Annotated in this window: 15 protein-coding genes; 5 read left to right on the forward strand and 10 right to left on the reverse strand. The window is 69.7% G+C overall.

What is annotated here, in order from left to right; all coding sequences use genetic code 11:
- Positions 1–544: 544 nt before the first annotated feature.
- A complete protein-coding gene (locus ACYVOM_RS08980; RefSeq protein ID WP_460302784.1) occupies positions 545–2,077 on the reverse strand; it encodes an alpha/beta hydrolase in 1,533 nt (510 codons plus the stop codon).
- Between the two features lie 621 nt (positions 2,078–2,698).
- Here ACYVOM_RS08980 and ACYVOM_RS08985 point away from each other — a divergent pair.
- A complete protein-coding gene (locus ACYVOM_RS08985; RefSeq protein ID WP_460302785.1) occupies positions 2,699–2,935 on the forward strand; it encodes a WXG100 family type VII secretion target in 237 nt (78 codons plus the stop codon).
- A 60-nt stretch (positions 2,936–2,995) separates the two neighbouring features.
- On the opposite strand, the gene folE is transcribed toward ACYVOM_RS08985, so the two are convergent.
- The 6 genes from folE to dacB form a co-directional block, all read right to left on the reverse strand.
- Positions 2,996–3,580, reverse strand: coding sequence for a GTP cyclohydrolase I FolE (folE, locus tag ACYVOM_RS08990; protein ID WP_460302786.1), 585 nt, complete (start codon positions 3,578–3,580; stop codon positions 2,996–2,998).
- Between the two features lie 23 nt (positions 3,581–3,603).
- A complete protein-coding gene (gene ftsH / locus ACYVOM_RS08995) occupies positions 3,604–5,568 on the reverse strand; it encodes an ATP-dependent zinc metalloprotease FtsH (protein WP_460302787.1) in 1,965 nt (654 codons plus the stop codon).
- Positions 5,569–5,719: 151 nt separating this feature from the next.
- Positions 5,720–6,274, reverse strand: a complete 555-nt coding sequence (hpt, locus tag ACYVOM_RS09000) for a hypoxanthine phosphoribosyltransferase (protein ID WP_460302788.1) — start codon at positions 6,272–6,274, stop codon at positions 5,720–5,722.
- A complete protein-coding gene (tilS, locus tag ACYVOM_RS09005) occupies positions 6,198–7,274 on the reverse strand; it encodes a tRNA lysidine(34) synthetase TilS (RefSeq protein WP_460302789.1) in 1,077 nt (358 codons plus the stop codon). Before tilS ends, hpt begins: the two co-directional genes overlap by 77 nt.
- A gap of 102 nt (positions 7,275–7,376) precedes the next feature.
- Complete coding sequence (locus ACYVOM_RS09010; RefSeq protein ID WP_460302999.1) at positions 7,377–8,492, reverse strand: zinc-dependent metalloprotease; 1,116 nt, start codon at positions 8,490–8,492, stop codon at positions 7,377–7,379.
- Between the two features lie 169 nt (positions 8,493–8,661).
- Positions 8,662–10,017: a D-alanyl-D-alanine carboxypeptidase/D-alanyl-D-alanine endopeptidase gene (gene dacB / locus ACYVOM_RS09015; protein WP_460302790.1), complete on the reverse strand. Its 1,356-nt coding sequence runs from the start codon at positions 10,015–10,017 to the stop codon at positions 8,662–8,664.
- A 119-nt stretch (positions 10,018–10,136) separates the two neighbouring features.
- Between dacB and ACYVOM_RS09020 the strand changes: the two genes are divergently transcribed.
- Positions 10,137–10,625, forward strand: coding sequence for an inorganic diphosphatase (locus tag ACYVOM_RS09020; protein ID WP_460302791.1), 489 nt, complete (start codon positions 10,137–10,139; stop codon positions 10,623–10,625).
- 32 nt (positions 10,626–10,657) lie between these two features.
- On the opposite strand, the gene ACYVOM_RS09025 is transcribed toward ACYVOM_RS09020, so the two are convergent.
- The 3 genes from ACYVOM_RS09025 to ACYVOM_RS09035 form a co-directional block, all read right to left on the reverse strand.
- A complete protein-coding gene (locus ACYVOM_RS09025; protein ID WP_460302792.1) occupies positions 10,658–11,833 on the reverse strand; it encodes an NlpC/P60 family protein in 1,176 nt (391 codons plus the stop codon).
- A gap of 267 nt (positions 11,834–12,100) precedes the next feature.
- On the reverse strand, positions 12,101–13,819 hold the full coding sequence (locus tag ACYVOM_RS09030) for a zf-HC2 domain-containing protein (protein WP_460302793.1): 1,719 nt from the start codon (positions 13,817–13,819) through the stop codon (positions 12,101–12,103).
- Between the two features lie 157 nt (positions 13,820–13,976).
- On the reverse strand, positions 13,977–14,702 hold the full coding sequence (locus ACYVOM_RS09035; protein ID WP_460302794.1) for an NERD domain-containing protein: 726 nt from the start codon (positions 14,700–14,702) through the stop codon (positions 13,977–13,979).
- Between the two features lie 141 nt (positions 14,703–14,843).
- On the opposite strand from ACYVOM_RS09035, the gene ACYVOM_RS09040 reads away from it, so the two are divergent.
- The 3 genes from ACYVOM_RS09040 to ACYVOM_RS09050 all read left to right on the forward strand — a co-directional run bounded on the left by ACYVOM_RS09040 (position 14,844) and on the right by ACYVOM_RS09050 (position 19,003).
- On the forward strand, positions 14,844–15,479 hold the full coding sequence (locus tag ACYVOM_RS09040) for a MerR family transcriptional regulator (RefSeq protein WP_460302795.1): 636 nt from the start codon (positions 14,844–14,846) through the stop codon (positions 15,477–15,479).
- Between the two features lie 45 nt (positions 15,480–15,524).
- Entirely contained in the window at positions 15,525–17,900 is a 2,376-nt protein-coding gene (locus tag ACYVOM_RS09045; protein WP_460302796.1) for a VIT domain-containing protein, read from the forward strand.
- A 752-nt stretch (positions 17,901–18,652) separates the two neighbouring features.
- On the forward strand, positions 18,653–19,003 hold the full coding sequence (locus ACYVOM_RS09050) for a TSCPD domain-containing protein (RefSeq protein WP_460303000.1): 351 nt from the start codon (positions 18,653–18,655) through the stop codon (positions 19,001–19,003).
- The last annotated feature ends 124 nt before the right edge of the window (positions 19,004–19,127 follow it).

Consider the following 19,127-nt stretch of genomic DNA (forward strand, 5'->3'; position numbering starts at 1 on the left):
AACCGCCCCCGGATGCCGAAAACACGGCGAAAACACATTAATCCCTATTCGCGAATCCTCCTCATTTGCCACAATACCGCGCAAAATAATTCCATAACCACCCACCGGCGCTTCTGCTTCAAGAATTGCCATTCGATCAACCCTCTGTCGGGAAAAACTCACAGAACTCCACCCAGAGTTCCTCAGTCGCCTAGACAACCGAGAAAGAACTTCATCAACATTCACAGGATGCTCGATTTGAATATAGGTAGTAATTGACTCGGAGTACGGGCTATACCTCACCCACCAGCCAGCTTTCTCGACGTTATCTCCGGGCACGGCACTTTGCGCATAATTTGAGCATGGCCCGGGCACCACAGTGGGACTCATTGAAAACTTGCCCACACCGATCCCCCTTTCCACCTCCCGTCCAAGTGCACCGACAATACGCACAGCATCACGTGGATGCACAACCATCAACACACTAGGATCAGATGGAACAATTCCAGAACATCCAGAAGTCAACGCTGCTACAGCTACGATCACACCGACTGTCCGGGTTGTCCTAGTCGCTTGACGCCTCCAGCTCGGGGTCATCTATCACCACACTATTCTCGTAAGTTCCCATGAAGACCCTAGCCTGATTATCGAGACTTACAGTATCCCTCCTCCAATAATCGCTATGGCCTTGGGTATCTGTAGCAAGAACATTTCCACCAAACTCCGCATCAGCAGGTGCGATGGGATGGAAATCTAGCGACCAGAAATTTTCTCGATTGGGGCGCCCGTGCCCAAACTTACCGATATCCGGAACGGCATCTCCGTAGGCTTCCTCAGCCCACACATGCTCTGCACCAATGCCCAACTCCTCAGCTGAGCCGACGCGCATCCCAGGGCTTCCCGCAACAATAATGTCGTCGACACTGAGCCGACCACCTCTTGCGGCGTCTCCGACCACGACCGACCCATAACTATGCCCGACTGCGGTGATATGAGGACGCTCATTATTGTGTGCACTTCTCAGCCCGTTAATAAACTCAACGAGCTTTGGCGACGCCTTTTCTGCATACATTGCACGCGGAGCATCTGCCACAATACCGTCCGGAGCATCGTACCCAAGCCACATAATCACCGATGGGTCTCCTGCGTAGCCATAACTCTTCCCCTGCCTCCAAAGGCTTACAGATCTATCAACATCACCCGATATGGCATCCAACTGAGCGGTCGTACCTGGCACAAATGTGGCAATATGGGAAGAGCGGTCTGGATTCCCAATCGAAATGATTACCCGACCATCAGAGCCCGGAGTTGAGTCCGCTACAAACTTCGGAACCTTATCTCCATAGGGTACAAACTTAGACATCTTGTCCCATTCTCCGGAATTGGTTGAATCTAGACCGAGAAGCAATATTTCGGTATCCGCCTGCCGAGATGCGGCGTCTAGGACTTCAGCGAGCGCTCTTAGTCGGGAAAGATCCCGCTTTTCGAAGGGGGTGAGGGATTCCGGGAGGCGTGATTGGAGGTGTTTGAGGCGGGTTTGGAGGGTTTGGCGGTTGGCTTTGTCTCGGGCTTGGGCGGGGAGGCCGTCGGTCCAGCCGATGGTGGAGGGGAAGGCGCGGGTGTAGAGGGACCGCTGGCGGGGGGTGAGGGCCTTCCACCAGGTGGCGGCGGCGGACGGGTCGGAGCGGGGGATGTCCATGGGATGGAGGCCTTGTTCGACCAGGGTCGTGTAGAGGGCCCGGTCGCCGGTCATGAGCGCTTTCATGAGGGTGTCGGCGGTGCGGACCCACGCGGCGCGGGAAGGGTCGGAGGCCAGGAGGAGGTCGCGGCGCCGGTGCAGGCCGGGGATTTCGGTGAGCAGGTCGGCGCCGGCTCTGCGGAGCCGCTGCGCGGGCCCGGTAGGCGCCCCGATGGTCGCGAGGTGCCGGGAGATCTCCTGCCCTGCCGCTATCCAGGCGTCCCCAGCGCGCTTGAGAGCCGCGCAGAGCGCGTTGATGCCGTCCGGGTCGCCTTCGGCGGTTCCGGCCTTCCAGGAGGGCGGTCCGGGTGGCCAGGGCAGCGCGGGCTCGGAAACCCGGACGGGAGGCGTGAGGGTCATCCCCGCCTCGTCCGCCCGGTGGACGGCGTCGGCGACCCCTCGACGGACGTCGCGGTGCCGGTCGGCGATCCGCTGGTGCAGGGCGCTGCCCGCAGGACCGACGAGCACGCCGGAGGAGAGCAGCCGATAGCAGGCGGCGGCAGCGGCGCATGCCGCCTCCCCCGCCGCGGCGATGCCCTGCCCCGCCCGCCGCACCTGGTCCCCCGTGACCACCCGGTCCCCCGCCGTTCAGCGCCCCGATGGACCGCATCCTCCGCGCCCCGCGCCCCCGCCGTCGGCCTCTTGACGTGATCCGCACCGCCCGCGGACCGATCCCGGACCACCGCATGACCTCCCGCCGACCTTCGACGCGCAAGGCGGGCCAATCCGCAACATGGGTATTTCATCCGCTCGGACGGAGATAGCGCGTCATGCCGCGAACGATGAAAGAAGTCATGCTTTCCACTGTGGGAAAGTGTCCGTTGAGCCGGAATCGCGTCAGGACAGCCGTGACTTTTCCACACAAGTGACCGAACGGGCGGCGGGAATCTCTGAATGCCCCTAGGGTCTTTTCCAATCGGTCTTCAACGGAAAGGACTGTCGTCAATGGGCGCGGATAGGCGCGGCGGAAATCTGGGGCAGATGGAGGAGCTGTCGCGGCTCTTCTCCAAGCACTCCAGGAACCTGGACAGCCTGATCAAGGATCTGAACGGCAGGACCGTCGGATCCAGTGAGATCTGGTGGGGGCCGGGCGCCGACCGTTTCCGTGGCGCGTGGGCGGAAGCCAAATCCGCATTCGACAGAATGGCGGTCGCCCTGGAGGAAGGCGCGGGCGACATCCGCCGTTCGCAGGCGAACATCGAGGCGGCCACCCGCTGAAAGACCGTACGCGGCGTCTTCGTGGAGGAGTCCCCCTGCTCCACGAAGACGCTCGCGGCATCAAGAACGGCCGAGAATGAGGCTCATCGCCTCGGCGCGCGTCTCCGCGGAATTACGGAAGTCCCCACGCACCGCGGAAGTGATGGTCTTGGCCCCGGGCTTGCGTACTCCGCGCATCGTCATGCAGAGGTGTTCGGCCTCGATCACGACGATGACGCCCCGGGGCTGGAGGTGCTCCATCAGCGCGTCCGCCACCTGGCTGGTCAACCGCTCCTGCACCTGCGGGCGCCGCGAATAGACGTCGACCAGACGGGCCAGTTTCGACAGGCCCGTGATCTGCCCCTTCTCCCCCGGGGTGTAACCGACGTGCGCGACGCCGTGGAAGGGAACGAGGTGGTGCTCACAGGTCGAGTACAGCTCGATGTCCTTGACCAGCACCATCTCATCGTGGTCGGCCTCGAAAGACGTCGTCAGGGCATCTTCGGGTCCCATGGCCAGGCCGGCGAACTGCTCGGCATAGGCCCGGGCCACCCTCGCGGGGGTGGCCCGGAGTCCGTCACGGTCGGGGTCCTCGCCGATCGCGTAGAGGATCTCGCGTACGGCTTTCTCGATCCGCGCGTGATCGAACTCCGGGGCAGCAGTCATAACGGACACTCTACGCGCTAATGCTATGTGTCCGATTCGCCGGACGGCAGTTCGACGACCTTCGTGTCCTTCGCGCCGTTCAGCGACAGTTCCTTCGGCGTCATGACCGGCGGACGGTCAGAGGGCAGACGCTTTCCGTAACCGGTGTAGGAGTTCTGCTTCGGGCGCTTGTGGATGGGTGCGAAGACGGCGAGGACCTGGTCCTTGCTCAGCGTCTCCTTCTCCATCAGCTCCAGCACGAGGTGGTCCAGCACATCCCGGTACTCGGTGAGGATCTCCCACGCGACGTCGTGGGCGCCCTCGATGAGGCGGCGGACCTCGTCGTCGATCGCGGAGGCGATGTCCTCGGAGTAGTCGCGCTCGTGGCCCATGTCGCGGCCGAGGAAGACCTCGCCCTGTCCGGTGCCGAACTTGCGGGCGCCCAGGCGCTCGCTCATGCCGTACTCGGTCACCATGTTCCGCGCGATCGAGGTGGCCTTCTCGATGTCGTTGGACGCGCCCGTGGTGGGCTCGTGGAACACGAGCTCCTCGGCGGTGCGACCGCCCAGCAGCATGGCGAGCTGGTCGGTCATCTCCGAGCGGGTGGTGAGGAACTTGTCCTCCATCGGCAGCGTCATCGTGTAGCCGAGGGCGCGGCCGCGCGGCAGGATCGTCACCTTGTGCACGGGGTCGGCGTTGGGCAGCGCGTGCGCCACCAGCGCGTGACCGCCCTCGTGGTAGGCGATGATCTTCTTCTCCGCGTCGGACATGACGCGGGTCTTGCGCTCGGGGCCGGCCATGACGCGGTCGATGGACTCTTCCAGCGTCGCCATGTCGATCAGCTTCTGGTCGAAGCGCGCGGTGAGCAGTGCGGCCTCGTTGATGACGTTGGCGAGGTCGGCGCCGGTGAAGCCGGGCGTGCGCCGGGCGATGACGTCGAGGTCGACGTCCGGGGCGAACGGCTTGCCGCGACCGTGAACGCGCAGGATTCCCTTGCGGCCTTCGAGGTCGGGGCGGTCGACGGTCACCTGGCGGTCGAAGCGGCCGGGGCGCAGGAGCGCCGGGTCCAGGATGTCGGGCCGGTTGGTGGCGGCGATCAGGATGACGCCGCCCTTGGCGTCGAAGCCGTCCATCTCGACGAGCAGCTGGTTGAGCGTCTGCTCGCGCTCGTCGTGGCCACCGCCGAGTCCCGCGCCGCGGTGGCGACCGACGGCGTCGATCTCGTCGATGAAGATGATGGAGGGGGCGTTCGCCTTGGCCTGCTCGAAGAGGTCGCGGACGCGGGACGCGCCGACGCCGACGAACATCTCGACGAAGTCCGAGCCGGAGATCGAGTAGAACGGCACCCCGGCCTCGCCCGCGACGGCCCGCGCGAGCAGCGTCTTACCGGTTCCGGGAGGGCCGAAGAGCAGGACGCCCTTGGGGATCTTGGCGCCGATGGCCTGGAACTTGGCGGGGTTCTGGAGGAAGTCCCGGATCTCCTGGAGTTCCTCGATCGCCTCGTCAGCGCCGGCGACGTCGGCGAAGGTGGTCTTCGGGGTGTCCTTGGTGATGAGCTTCGCCTTGGACTTGCCGAAGTTCATGACCCGCGAGCCGCCACCCTGCATCTGGTTCATGATGAACAGGAAGATCAGCACGATGATGATCAGCGGCAGCAGGCTGAACAGGAAGCTGAGCAGCAGGCTCTGCTTCGGCACCTCGACCTGGTAGGACTCGGTGTTGCCGGCGTTCACCTGCTCCTGGAGCTGAGTCTGCAGGCGCGCTCCCTGGCTGCCCACCCAGCTGGCCTGCATGTGCTTGCCGTCTTTGGTGGTGATCTGGATGACCTGGTCCTTGTCGATGATCTTCGCCGACTTGACCTGGCCCTTCTCGATCGCGGTGACGACCGTCGAGGTGTCTTTCTTCTCATAGGTCTGACTCGGGCTCATGCCCCAGACCACAAGAGCTGCGAGCAGACCGAAGAGAAGGACCCACAGCAGTGGTCCGCGGAAGTATCGCTTCACGTCCATATGTGCGGCACCCCAGGACGGGGCCCGTCCCTCCTGACCAACGTCTGCGGAAAGCTAGCTACTGAAGGTACACCGGACGATGCAGGGCATGCAGCCAGCGATCTCCCCAGCGTCTTGCCAACGAACGGGTGGACCGGGATGTTCCCCGCGATCAGCTCCCGTACACGTGTGGGGCGAGCGTCCCAACAAAGGGGAGATTCCTGTACTTCTCGGCATAATCCAGCCCATATCCCACGACGAACTCATTGGGGATATCGAACCCAACGTACCTGACGTCGAGTTCGGCCTTGACCGCATCCGGCTTGCGCAGGATCGTGCAGACCTCAAGGCTCGCGGGACGGCGTGTGCGCAGGTTGTCGATCAGCCACGACAGCGTCAGGCCGGAGTCGACTATGTCCTCGACGATCAGGACATGCCGCCCGGTGATGTCGGTGTCGAGGTCCTTCAGGATCCGCACCACACCCGACGACTTGGTGCCCGACCCGTAGGACGAGACGGCCATGAAGTCGACCGAGACGTGCGAGTTCAGCGCGCGCGCGAGGTCGGCCATCACCATGACGGCGCCCTTGAGGACGGCCACGAGCAGGAGGTCCTTGCCCGCGTAGTCCTCGTCGATCTGGGCCGCGAGCTCACGGATCTTCGCCTGGAGCTGCTCCTCCGGAATCAGCACCTTGGCCAGGTCGTTGCCCAGGTCTTTCTCTTCCACCCTCTCGCCCTTCTTCGCGGCCCACCGCTTCGGCCGGGCCCAAATGCAGCTTGCCATACCTCCGGATCGCCCGGAGCCCCCCCGGGAGGTCGGCACCGCGCTGCCCGTGCCACGCCGTGACCAGCCGGTCCATCGCCGTGACGTGAACGGCGCCCAGCGCTCCCGCCGGACATCCCGCCTCCACCGCGGCTCTGCGCAGAACCCTTCCCCGAACGGCCGGTGGCAGACCCTCCAGAGGCAGGACATCGAAGGTGTGGCCGACGACACGTGCGTCCTCCAGTGCGCGGGCCGCCCAGCCGTCGAGCGCGTCCGCGTCGGCCCGCAGCAGATCCGCGGTGCGCGCGAGCGCCTCGGGGACCCCGGGGCCGAGCACCTCGGCCATCCTCGGCAGGAGCGAGGAGCGCACCCGCGACCGCGCGTAGGCCGGATCGGTGTTGTGCGGGTCGTCCCAGGGCGTCAGCCCCTCGGCCAGGCACGCGCGGCGCACCTCCGCCCGGCTCAGGCCCAGCAGCGGACGGCGGTACAGGCCGCTGCGCGCCGACATCCCCGCCAGGGAGCGCGCCCCCGATCCCCGGGCGAGGCCCAGCAGGACCGTCTCGGCCTGATCGTCCAGGGTGTGCCCGACGAGTACCGCCTCGGCCCCCAGCTCGTGCGCGGTCTTCTCCAGCGCGGCGTAACGCGCTTCCCGGGCCGCCGCCTCCGGGCCGCCGCCTCCGCGGACGTCGACCGCCACCGAACCCGCCGGATCGAGGCCGAGCCCCCACATCGCGCGGACCACCCCGACGGCCCGTGCGTCCGACCCCTCCTGGAGCCCGTGATCGACCGTGACGCCGCCGGCCCGCAGTCCCGCCCGCGGCGCCTCGAACGCCAGCGCCGCGGCGAGCGCGAGCGAATCCGCGCCCCCGCTGCACGCGACGAGGACGAGCGAGCCCGGCGCGAGCCCGCCGAGTTCCGCCCGGACCGCGCCGCGTACCCGCGCGACCGCAGGATCAGGCCCCACCTTCGTCCTCCCCGAGCACTCCCGCGCCGCCCATGCGACGTGACCGGCCCCAGCGTGCCATGCGGCACGGACAATTCCGGGAACCGGTCCGGGACTCCGGGCTCAGGGCTCGGTGCCGCTGGGCTTCTCCAGCTCCAGGACCTCGCCCGGCAGGGACGGACGGACGACGCGCTCGATCCACGCCTGGGGATCGGCGATCTCGGCGATCGTCGGCAGGGTCTCCGGCGACTCCCACACGCGGTTGAACCCGGCCATGCCCACCTCGGCATGCACCCGCCGAACGAAGCGCGAGCCTTCGGCGTACTGCTTCATCTTGATCTCGATGCCCAGCAGCCTGCGGATGGTCTTGTCCAGCTTCGATCCGCCGCCGCGGCGACCGTTGAACTTGCTGCGGATCTGCGCGACGGTCGGGACGACACCGGGCCCGACCGCGTCCATCACGAAGTCGCCGTGGCCCTCGACCAGCGTCATCACCGCGGTGAGGCGGTCGAGGATCTCCCGCTGCTCCGGGCTCTGGATGGCGTCGATCAGAGTCGACTCGCCGCCGCGCACCGCGTCCGCGACGGCCTCGGCGGCGTCCTTGATCCGGTCGAGGAGCTCGCTCGGCGCCATGTCCGAGGCCAGGAGGAACCGGGTCATCTGGTCCTGGACGTACCCGCGCAGCCAGGGCACGCCGGTGAACTGGGCCCGGTGGGTCTCCTCGTGCAGGCACACCCACAGGCGGAAGTCGCGGGTGTCGACGCCCATCTCGCGCTCGGTCTGCACGATGTTGGGAGCCACGAGGGTAAGGCGGCCCGTCGGGGCGAGGCCGGAAGGGTCGGGCGGAAGGAACAGTTCGTACTGGCCGAGCACCCTGCTGGCCATGTAAGCCAGGATCGCGCCCATCTGCATGCCGGTGACCCGGGCGCCGACGAGGTCGACCGCGATGCCCACGGGTCCGGTGACCGTCTTGCGCTCGGACAGCTTGTCGACGAGCGGTTCGAGGACCACCCGGAAGCCGTCGACGTTCGCCTTGATCCAGCCCGGCCGGTCGACGATCGTCGCGGGCCGTGGATCAGGTGAGACGTCCATGCCGGTGAACTCGCGGACGTGCTCCTGCGCCACCGCGGACAGCTCCCGCAGTTCGCGGACCACGTCCTTGGCCTCCTCGGCGGAGACCTGCGGTCCCGGACGCACCAGGCGGGCCCCGGTCTGGACCGCCGTCCCCCAGTCGATCATGCCGCCCACGCCCGCTCCCTCCGCCGGGACCGGAACCCCGGATAGGACTCACTCGCGTTCTTGCTCCACCGTATGCGACCAACGCCCGGCCCCCCACAGACGTTCCCTTCCCGTTCGGCCCGCAACCGGTCGGGTCGGGCATCACCGCAGGTCACGGGCGGCCGCGGGCTCAGCAGGCGCAGGTGACCACGGTGTCGGCCAATTCGTCGAGCTCCGCGCGGGCCGCCGTGAGGTCCGCGGCATCGTTGGCCATGAAGGCGAAGGTCATGAGGCGCCCGGTGGAGTCGTAGGCGATCCCGGCGAGGGTCGCGACGCCGTTGAGCGTGCCGGTCTTGGCCCTGACGAACCCGGCGCTGGGCAGCCCGAGGAAGCGTTCGCTCAGGGTGCCGCTGAACCCGCCCACGGGCATGCCCGTAAGGACGGTGCTCAGCTCCGAGTGCTCTCCTGAGACGGCGAGGGCGACGATTCCGGCGAGGGCCAAGGGCGTGATCCGGTTCTGCGGGGAAAGGCCGCTGCCGTCCATGACCGCGACGCCTTCGCCCACCCCCAGCGAGCCGAGCACGTCGCGCACGGCCTGCGCGCCGCCTTGGAACGACGCGGGCAGCTTCTTCTTGAGCGCCACCTGGCGGGCCATCGCCTCGGCCACCTCGTTGTCGCTGCACTGCATGAGGTGCTCGACGAGCTGAGCGATCGGCGGCGAAGCGACCGAAGCGACCTTCTTGCCTCCCTGCCCGGAGGCCTGGCGCCCCACGGAGGCGGAAACCCCGAACTGGGCGAGATTCCGGGCGAAAGCCTGAGTGGCCGCTTTCGGCCCGTTCGCCGCGGGTGTGACGGTTCCCTCGCAAGGGTTCGGCGTGCTGCGCCCGTTGTCGACCATGAGGGCGCTGATCGGCGCGACGCTGCCCTCGGTGACGTAGGTCGGCTTCCACCCGGGGCCCATGGACGAGCCCTCGTAGAGCGAGGTGTCGTAGTCCACGGTGATCCGCGTTACTCCCTCGGCCTTGAGCGCCTCCGCCGTCTGACGCGCAAGGTCGACCACTGAAGCGGGCCGCGGGTAGGCCGCCGTCTTGTCCCTGGTCGACAGGGTCGGGTCCCCTCCTCCGACCAGGATCAGCCGGCCTCCCTTGCGCACCACCTCCGTGGTCAGCGTGGCCGAAGGCCCCAGGGCGGCCAGCGCCGCGGTGGAGGTGACGATCTTGGTGGTGGAGGCCGGTACGGCAGGCTGGGACGACCCCGCGTCGAACAGCTTCCTGCCCGTCTCGGCGTCCAAAACGACCCCGGTGATCTTGCCGTCGGCGTTCAGCGCGGTGAGGCGCGAGGCGAGTGCCGCTCCGGGAATCTTCCCGGCACCGGTACCCTGCTCAGTCTCGCCGGGATTCACGACCCGCCGTTCGGCCACCGCGGCCGGTTGCGGAGACAGTTCCCGTTCTGGTGTGATTTTCAGCACACCAGCACTCGCACCTACGGCGAAGACCTGGAGCAGGAAGAGCGTGACCACGGCCACCGGCCGGTCAATGGTCACCATGTTCGTGCCTCTCCCTCGTCCGGGCCTGCCACGTGAGTGCGAGATCCTTGTATACACACAACACCCCATGAGCCACGCATCAACGCGGCAGCTTCGGACCATGGCGACGGAGGAAAACAGTGGAATTCGACGTGACCATCGAGATTCCCAAGGGCTCTCGCAACAAGTACGAAGTGGACCACGAGACGGGCCGAATCCGGCTCGACCGCCTGCTGTTCACCTCCACGCAGTACCCCACGGACTACGGCTTCGTCGAGGGCACCCTCGGTGAGGACGGCGACCCCCTCGACGCGCTCGTTCTGCTCCAGGAGTCGACCTTCCCCGGTTGCCTCATCCTCTGCCGCACCGTCGGCATGTTCCGGATGACCGACGAGGCGGGCGGCGACGACAAGCTGCTCTGCGTCCCGGCGTCCGACCCCCGCTTCGAGCACGTCCGCGACATCACCGACGTGCCGGAGTTCGACCGCCTGGAGATCCAGCACTTCTTCGAGGTCTACAAGGACCTGGAGCCCGGCAAGTCCGTCGAGGGCGCCAACTGGGTCGGCCGCGTCGAGGCCGAGGAGGAGATCGTCCGCTCCCGCAAGCGCGCCGAGGAGCACGGCCACTGATCCGGCCCCGGAGCACCGCCGCCTGAACGGGCTCATCCGGGCCGGACGGCACCGATGAGCCCGTTGCGCCGCATGGACGAGATGCGGACCTTGGCCCCCGTATAGGGCGCCTCGACCATCCGGCCATCGCCGATGAAGATCCCGACATGGTGAATCGTGTCGGGATCTTTGGTGTTCTTGGCGAAGAAGAGCAGGTCGCCGGGGCGCAGCATGCTCGTCGGCACCTTCGGTCCGGACGCCCATTGGCTGCCCGTCCAGTGGTCGAGTCCGATGCCCGCCTTGGACCACGCGTACAGCGCCAGTCCTGAGCAGTCGAACCCGCGGATCTTGGCGCCGTGCGCGATGCCCTTGGACGGCCCCTTGGCCGTCCCGCCTCCCCACGAATAGGGAGTGCCGATCCACCTCAGCGCCTCGCGTACGACGGTCCGTCCGCGGCCCGCACCGCGCGCGCTGAGTCCCTCGTCCTCTTCGAAGCGCTGTACGGCGTCGCGGTCGAGCCGTCTCTCCGTGCGGGCTCTCAGCGCCGCCGTTCGGCGCTCGGCGAGCCGCTCGGCCCGGGGCCGGAGGCGGTCCAGCCTGCGGTAGAGGTCCTTGCGCAACGCGCCGATGCGTGTGGCACCGGCCTTGCGGGCCGCGATGGCGGCGATCGCTTCGCGTCGCGTACGCACGACCAAGGTGACGGCTTCGCTCTGCCTGACGTCGGCCTTCCTGGCCTGGTCGCGCAGGAGGCGCGACACCTTCCGGGCGGCCTTCATGCGGCGGCGCAGACCGTCCTGCTGCGCGGACACCACCTGGAGCATCCCCGCGCGCTCCAGCATGCCCTGCGCCCCGCCCGTGCCGCCGACCACCATCGCGATCCGCCCCACCGAGGACTCCGTGGAGGTGTAGGCGCCGGCGGCGTATCCGGAGTACTCCTTGCGCGCCGCCCGATACGCGGTGGCGGCGCTGCGGGCGCGGGCCCGCGCGTCCTTCGCGGCGGCCCTCGCACGCGCGAGGTGCACGCGCTCGCCATTGTGCCGCTCCATCGCCCACCCGGCTTCGGCCCCCAGCCGTACCAGCTCGGCGTCGGCCTGGGCGATGCGGGCCTTGAGCCTGCCCGCTTCCAGCGCCGGCGCGCGCGGGCCCGCGAGGTCCCGGACCGCGTCGTCCGCGACCGGGCGCTCCGCGGCGAGGACGGGGGTCGATCCGATGAGCAGCGCCCCCGTCATGACCACGACGAGACTTCGAGACGACGACCGCGGCACGTTCCACCTCCACGCTGGACACGCCACCGCCGGGCGGCGCTACGAACACGTCCTGTGGACATCCGTCACACGGTCACCCCCTACCCCGCGCGCTTCGGCCGCCACGCCGCCTTGTCACCTTCTTTTCGTGCCGCTGACCAGGGCCGACCGCCGATTCCGCACCATGTGCCGATATCTCGGACAGCCCGACGGCGGGGAACGCAGCCGACCCCGGCCGCCGGGCACGCGACCTCAGCCGATGCCGAAGAAGAGACTCGTCGGCGACGTCCAGGACCCGGCCGCGCCCTCCTTGCCCGCGCCTTTGCCCCCGCCCTTGGCATCGGCGTCGTGGTCCTCGTCCTCCTCCGGTGGGCAGTCCGACGGGGACACCTCGGGAGCCGGCTCGCCGGTCTGCGGTCCACCAGGAGGCGCGACGGCCGTCGGGGCGGGCGTGGCCGTCGGGTCCGTCGTCACGGGCGCCTGCGGAAGGGGGCCGTCCAGGGACGGGACGGACGGGGCGAGCGAAGGGCCCTGCGCCGCGTTGGCCGCGTCCCAGGTGACCGTCACGGAGACCCCGCCGAAGCGGATGGCTCCCCGGCCCGCCTTGGCCGAGCGGAACACCTTCACCTTGACGACGGCCTTCTCGTCCTTGGCGAGGGAACCGGACGGCTCCGAGAGCTTGATCGGCCCCTTCACCTTCGCCCGCCAGACGAGGTCGTCGTCTGCGGCCAGCTTCAGTTCGCCGTCCGAGCCGGCGCCTATGTGCAGCCGAAGAGGCGAGACCGTGAGACGGCCCGGGCCTCCGGGCTCCGCGGACACGCCTCCCTGCTCGATGCTCTGGGGCATCGGTACGGGCGGCACCACCGGAGGTGTGGCGATCGGCTCGGGAGTGGCCGACGCGTACGCCCCCGCCGGGAACGTCGCGGACAGCAGACCGTGACGCGGGACGGGTGGACGGGGCCTGTCGTCGACCGTCTCCGACGGCGTGGGCCGGTTCGTGGGGGAGCCGCCGGAGGCGATCGTGCGCACCTCGTGCCGGGGGTCTCCCACCATCCACCCCACGAAGGTGGTCCCCGCGACCAGCCCTCCCGAGAGGACGCCCACGACGAGGACCTTGCGCCACCACCCGTTCTGGGACGGAGCCTCCTCGACGGGCTCGGGCGCCGGGTTCCCCGGGAAGCCGAGGGCGTTGAAGTCGGTGCTGCGGGTGGCGACGAACAGCCGGTAGCCGACGAGGTCGGGATCGGTGAAGCAGCCCATCACCTTGGCGCGCAGCGACGCGGGCGGGCTCGCACACGGCACACTGGCGAAGATCTTCGTCGGCGAGATGGCGTCGGTCGGCCGGTGGCCCGCGCACTCCGGGCACGCTTTCACATGGGCCAGCAGATTCGCCCGGACGTTGGCGTCGAGTTCGCCGGCCACCCGCGCGGCCAGGAGGTCCGCACGGCCCGAGCAGCCCTCGGGCCCGAGCCGCGAGAGGATCTCCACGGTCAGCGCGCGCCTCAGGTCGCCCTTCGCATCGGCGAGCACCTCCAGCGTCTGGCGTTCGGGCAGGTCGAGCACCAGCGCGACCTGCGCGGCCGGGAGCCTGTGCCGGGCCTCCAGCTCCAGCGCCTCGCGCGGCAGCGGCTCGAGGGCCTGGACCGCCCGCCACGCGAGCATCTTCTGGTCCGTCTGGCCGGGGAGTCCGGTCGGGAGGTCGGGCTGCGCCTCGGCTGCCTCGGGGCGGCGCGCGCACTCGGCGCGGGCCAGGGCGAACAGCCAGGGCAGGAACGCCCCGGTGTCCTGAAGGCGGTCGGCGTGCGCCTCGGCGACTATGAAGGTGTCCCGCAAGGCCACCTGCGCGGCTTCGTCGTCGGTCAGCCGGAACCAGCAGTACGCGTACAGGCGGGCGGCGTACGCGTCATAGACCGAAGCGAGGGCACCGGGATCGCGTGCGCGCAGCGCCTCGACGAGCAGGCGGTCATCCATGGGGGAAAAATAAAGGCAGCGCCATGTTTCCCTCCACCGAATCCATGGAATTGCTCAGCCATTCCCATGCAGCATTCCGGGAATACACGGCATTCATCTCGATCTTCGCGATACGTTTTCTCCGGAGCGCGGTGACTCGACGGCTTCGCGTGGATGATCAGAATTCCAGGCGCATGGGCGGAAAAAGACGTTCCGCCGCCGCGGTGATCGTCGCCACCTGCGCCGACGTGAAGATGACGGGGTACGACCGCACGAATTCCGGAATCTCCCTGCCTCGATGGAAGAAGACCCCTTCATGCTCGAATCCGTCGGGCTCCACCTTTCCGGACTGGACGGCGACGAGCGGCACCACGTCGAACTCCCCGTCCAGATCCTCGGTGAGAAGGCGGCCGACCAGTTCGGCGGCGCGCGCCGCGGTGGCCTCGATCCCGCTCACGGCCTCCGCCCCTGCCCACACCCCGCCCTCGTCCACCCAGACGCGCGTGCCGCGCCGGACCCGGCGCGTGACGATGGCGTAGACGCCCGTCAGCCCGATCACGAGATGGTCGAGGTTCGTCGACGGGAGGTCCGGCACCGTCCGGTCGTGCAGGACGCTGTAGCCGCGCCCCAGGCCGCCGAGTTCCCGGCCCGTCCGGCGCTCGGCGCGCGCTCCGCGCCGCCACTCCGCCTCCGGCCCGGGCACCAGATAGCCGGCCCCGTAGTGCAGGGCGGTCACGCAGGCGCCCGAGCACACACCGATCCGCCAGTCGACGAACCCGGCCGTCATCACGCCGACCGCCCCGCCCAGCGCCCCGCCGACGGCGAGGCGCTCGACGCGCGAGGACAGCGTCCGGTAGCGCGCCCAGGCCGACGCCCCGGCGACCCCCAGTTCACTCCTGCCCACCTGGCTCACCCCCGGGGCAAGAGTCGTCGCAGGTGGGGCCGCATTCAAGGACTTCACGGCCGCGGGCAGGTGTCGTCTCGCCAGACCATGACAAGCCGGGCGGTGTTGACACTGCAATGATGACAGTGTCATGATTGCAGCATGGACGAATGGACGATCACACAGCTCGCGTCGCGGGCGGCCGAGGCGCTGGCCGACCTCGATGTGAACGGCCGCGTCCAAGAGGTGCCGAACGCCCGGCTCATCCGCTGGTACACCACGCTCGGCCTGCTCGACCCGCCACTGCGCCACGGCCGCACCGCCCGCTACACGCGGCGGCACCTGCTCCAGCTCGTCGCGGTCAAGCGCCGCCAGGCGGCGGGGCGGAGCCTCGCCGAGATCCAGGTGGAACTCCTCCAGGCACCCGACCAACGGCTCGCCCGGATCAGCGGAGAGGTCCCCGACGTCTCCTGGGGCGCGCCGGCCCCAGCCGCCGAGGAGACCGGGACCGCGCCGTCCGCGCGGCGCTTCTGGGCCGCCGCACCGGCCGCCGCACCGGCCGCCCACCCGGCCGCGGAGGGCGGCTCGCCCGCCGAGCTGTCACGCCCCGAGCCGGCAGAGCCCGAGAGCACCCCTCTTCAGGGGATCCGGCTCGCGCCCGGCGCGACCCTGCTCCTGGAAGGCGGGCCGCTCGCCGCGGACCAGCTGGAGGCACTGCGCCAGGCGGCGGCCCCGCTCCTGGCCGAGCTGGCGCGGCTCGGCCTGCTGCCACCCGAGGGGGTGGGTGCCCCCTCGTAACCCGGCTCGACGTCCGAACGAACGCCAGCGCGAAGGCAGGTTGCAGTGACAGTGCAGACAGAAGCCATGGGAGAGCACCCGTCCGCCGGGTCCGGCGTGGGCACGCTCCAGACGTCCGAGGGGGGCCTCCCCCTCACCTCGCTCGGCATCCACGCCGACATCACCGGACTGGCCGCCTCCGTCGAGGTGGTGCAGGAGTTCCGCAACTCCTTCGCGGTCCCGCTCGCGGCCACCTACGTCTTCCCGCTGCCGGATCGCGCCGCGGTGACCGGCCTCGTGATGCGGGCCGACGGGCACACCGTCCGCGCCGAGCTGCGCGAGCGCGGCGAGGCCCGGCAGGCCTACGCGGAGGCGGTCGCCTCCGGGCGGCGCGCCTCGCTCGCCGAAGAGGACAGGCCCGACGTGTTCTCGATGAGCGTCGGCAACATCCTGCCCGGCGAGCACGTCACCGTCCGGCTGTCGCTGAGCCAGCCGCTCCCGTACGAGGACGGCGCGGCGGTCTTCCGGTTCCCCCTCGTCGTCGCGCCCCGCTACATCCCCGGCAGCCCCCTGCCCGGCCCCGACGCGGGTCTCGGCGCGCACCCCGACACCTCCGCGGTCCCCGACGCCTCCCGGATCAGCCCTCCGGTCCTGCTGCCGGGCTTCCCCGATCCCGTCGCGCTCTCCCTCACCGCGCGCGTCGATGCCGCCGGGCTCCCCCTCGGCCCGCTCGACTGCACGCATCCGCTGTCCCTGGACTCCTCGGGCCTGGTCACCCTCGCGCACGGGCAGCGCCTCGACCGCGACTTCATCCTGCGCCTGCCGTACGGGGACCAGGCGGCCGGGCCGTCCGCGGAGCCGGTGGCCGGCCTCACCGAGTCGCTGCTTTTCACGCCCGACGCCGAAGGAGACGAAGGCACCTTCACCCTGACCCTGCTGCCCGCCGTCGAGGCCGACCCCCGGCCCAAGGACGTCGTCCTCGTCCTGGACAGGTCGGGAAGCATGCACGGCTGGAAGATGGTGGCCGCGCGCAGGGCCGCCGCGCGCATCATCGACAGCCTGCACGGCAGGGACCGCTTCGCGGTCTTCTCGTTCGACCACGCCGTGGAGACCCCGGCGGGCCTGCCCGCGGGCCTCGCCGAGGCCACCGACCGGAACCGGTTCCGCGCCGTCGAGCACCTGGCGAAGATCGAGGCGCGAGGCGCCACCGAGATGCTCCAGCCGCTGCGCGACGCCTTGGCGCTGCTGGGCGCCCCCGGCCGCGACCGCGTCCTGGTACTGGTCACCGACGGCCAGGTGGGCAACGAGGACCAGATCCTCGCCGCCCTGCCTCCCGCCGAACTCGACGGCATCAGGGTGCACACCGTCGGCATCGACCGCGCGGTCAACGCGGGCTTCCTCGGACGGCTCGCCGCCTACGGCCAAGGCCGCTGCGAACTCGTCGAGTCGGAGGACAGGCTGGACGCCGCGATGGAGCAGATCCACCACAGGATCGCCGCTCCGATCCTCACCGGGCTGACCCTGCACGCGGGCGAGGGCCTGGAGATCCTCGCCGAGACGGTCTCCCCGGCCCGTCCGGCGTCGGTCTTCCCCGGCGTCCCCCTGGTCCTCTCCGGCCGCTACCGGGGCTCCGGCAGGTCTCTGACGGCCCTTGCCCCGGCTGCGGCGTGGGAGCGCACGTTCGAGGCCGCCACGGCCGCCGCGTCCCCCGCGACGGCGTTGTGGGCCCGGGCGCACCTGCGCGACCTGGAGGACGGCTACGCGAGTGACCCGAGCCCCGAACGAGAGGCCCGGCTGGTGGCCGTCTCCCTGCGCCACGGGGTGCTGTGCCGCTTCACCGCCTACGTCGCCGTGGACTCCCGCGTCGTCACCGACGGCTCGACGCCCCACGAGGTGATCCAGCCGGTCGAACTGCCGCAGGGCTGGGAGATGCCCGAACTCCTGGGCGGTTCCCCGGACGGGATGGCGACGGCCATGCCCGCCTTCTCCATGCCCTCCCCCTCCATGCCGGCCCCGTCCATGGCTCCCCCCGGAGGCGCCGCACCGGGGTACGGTGCCCCACCGCCCGCCCCTTCCGCTCCCGCCGGGGCCAGGCCGAAGCCCCGCAGCGGCATGCGCCCGAGCGGACGCCCCGGCGGCCCGCCGCGCTACTCAGCACCGCCTCCCGCCCCTCCGGCCCCGCCCGTCCCTGACCTCGCCCCCCTGCTCTCCCTGGAGCTCCAGCGCCTGCGCGCGCTCACCGAGGCCTCCGACTCGGCGCGCCTCACCCACCTGACCGATCTGGTCACCCGCCTGGAAGCGCTGGCCATCCCGGAGTTGGCCACGCTCCTGGCCTCCTTCCGCACCCTCGACGACCCTCTGACCCTCTGGCCCCTCCTCGAAGAAGCCCTGTCCGCCCTCACCGCCCCCTCCCCACCCCGCCGCCCCTTCTGGAAGCGCTGACCCCGAACAGCCCACCCTCCAACCCCGGCCGAGCACCCACTCCAACGCCGCAAGAGTCGAACCCGGTCAGGTCGAGTCCGCTCCGCAAGCCCTCCCCAAACCAGCCGCCACAGACACAAGAACAGCTCGCTGGGCACCGACCCGGCGTCTCCGGCAGATCAGGGACCACCACCTTCGTCCAGAACACCGACACAACACGAACAAGTGCGCTCCCCCTGCCGGGGAGCCGCCCCTTTCCGTCAGAAATCCTCCCGGGGGACTCCTCACCCGCGGCGACCCGGCCAAGGGCCCTTCCCGGGGCGACCCAGCCCGGAAGCTCGGGGAGGACTCTCCAGGAGCCCTGCTCGGGAAAGCCGACCGAGGGGGAACCTCCCAGGGCGGCCCGGCAGGGAAGTCCCTTTCTGCGGCGACCCTCCCCGAGGAAACCTCCGGAGAGACCCTCCAGGGAGCCCTTCCCCCGGGGGAACCGACCCGGGGAGCCTCGCCTGGGCAACCTCGCCGGGGACCCTTCCCAGGCAGGACGACCTGCCTCGGGAAGCTCCGGGGATGACCCGAAGGGCACTGCACGGGTCCCAACCCCGGGTGCCCCCCGTGAGGGGCCCTGCCGGGGGATCTTGGGAGGGGTGGAGGTGGTGGCGGGCGGGGCGGCTGCGGGCGTGCCACGGGGTCAACCGGATTTGGGGGGCGGACCGGGGTGGGGTCGGACCGGTGGGGCGGGTTCTGTCAGGGGAGCGGGGTAGCTTCGGCGGGTGATGATGATCGGCGGGACACCCGTGTGGGTGGAGACGGACGGTCACAGGGAAGTTCGGATCAAGTGGGGGGAGCCGGACAGCGCGGCGGCGGGGCTTGCCGAGGCGCTCGGCGAGGCGGTCAGCCTGGCCGTCCGGCAGGGGGTGCCGCCCGAGCACCTGATCGAGAAGTTCCTGAACCTGCGATTCCTCCCACAGGGCGAGACCACCGACCCGGCCATCCCGGAGGCGACCTCCGTCGCCGACTACCTGGCCCGGCACCTCGCCCTGACCTGGCTCACCCCGGAGCAGCGTCGCCGGCTGGTCGCACCCGAAACGGACGCCGTCCGGTCGGACGCCCACCGCTCGTCCTGACGGGCTCTGCACCCGGCACCCGAAAGCGCCGCCCGGCCCCTTGCGATCCGGGCGGCGCCCACGACCCGCTCCCGGCGACGCCGTCCGGGCGGGCGGTTTCGACAGGTGCGAGCCCGACCCTGCG

It is taken from the genome of Actinocorallia aurea, from assembly GCF_054783995.1.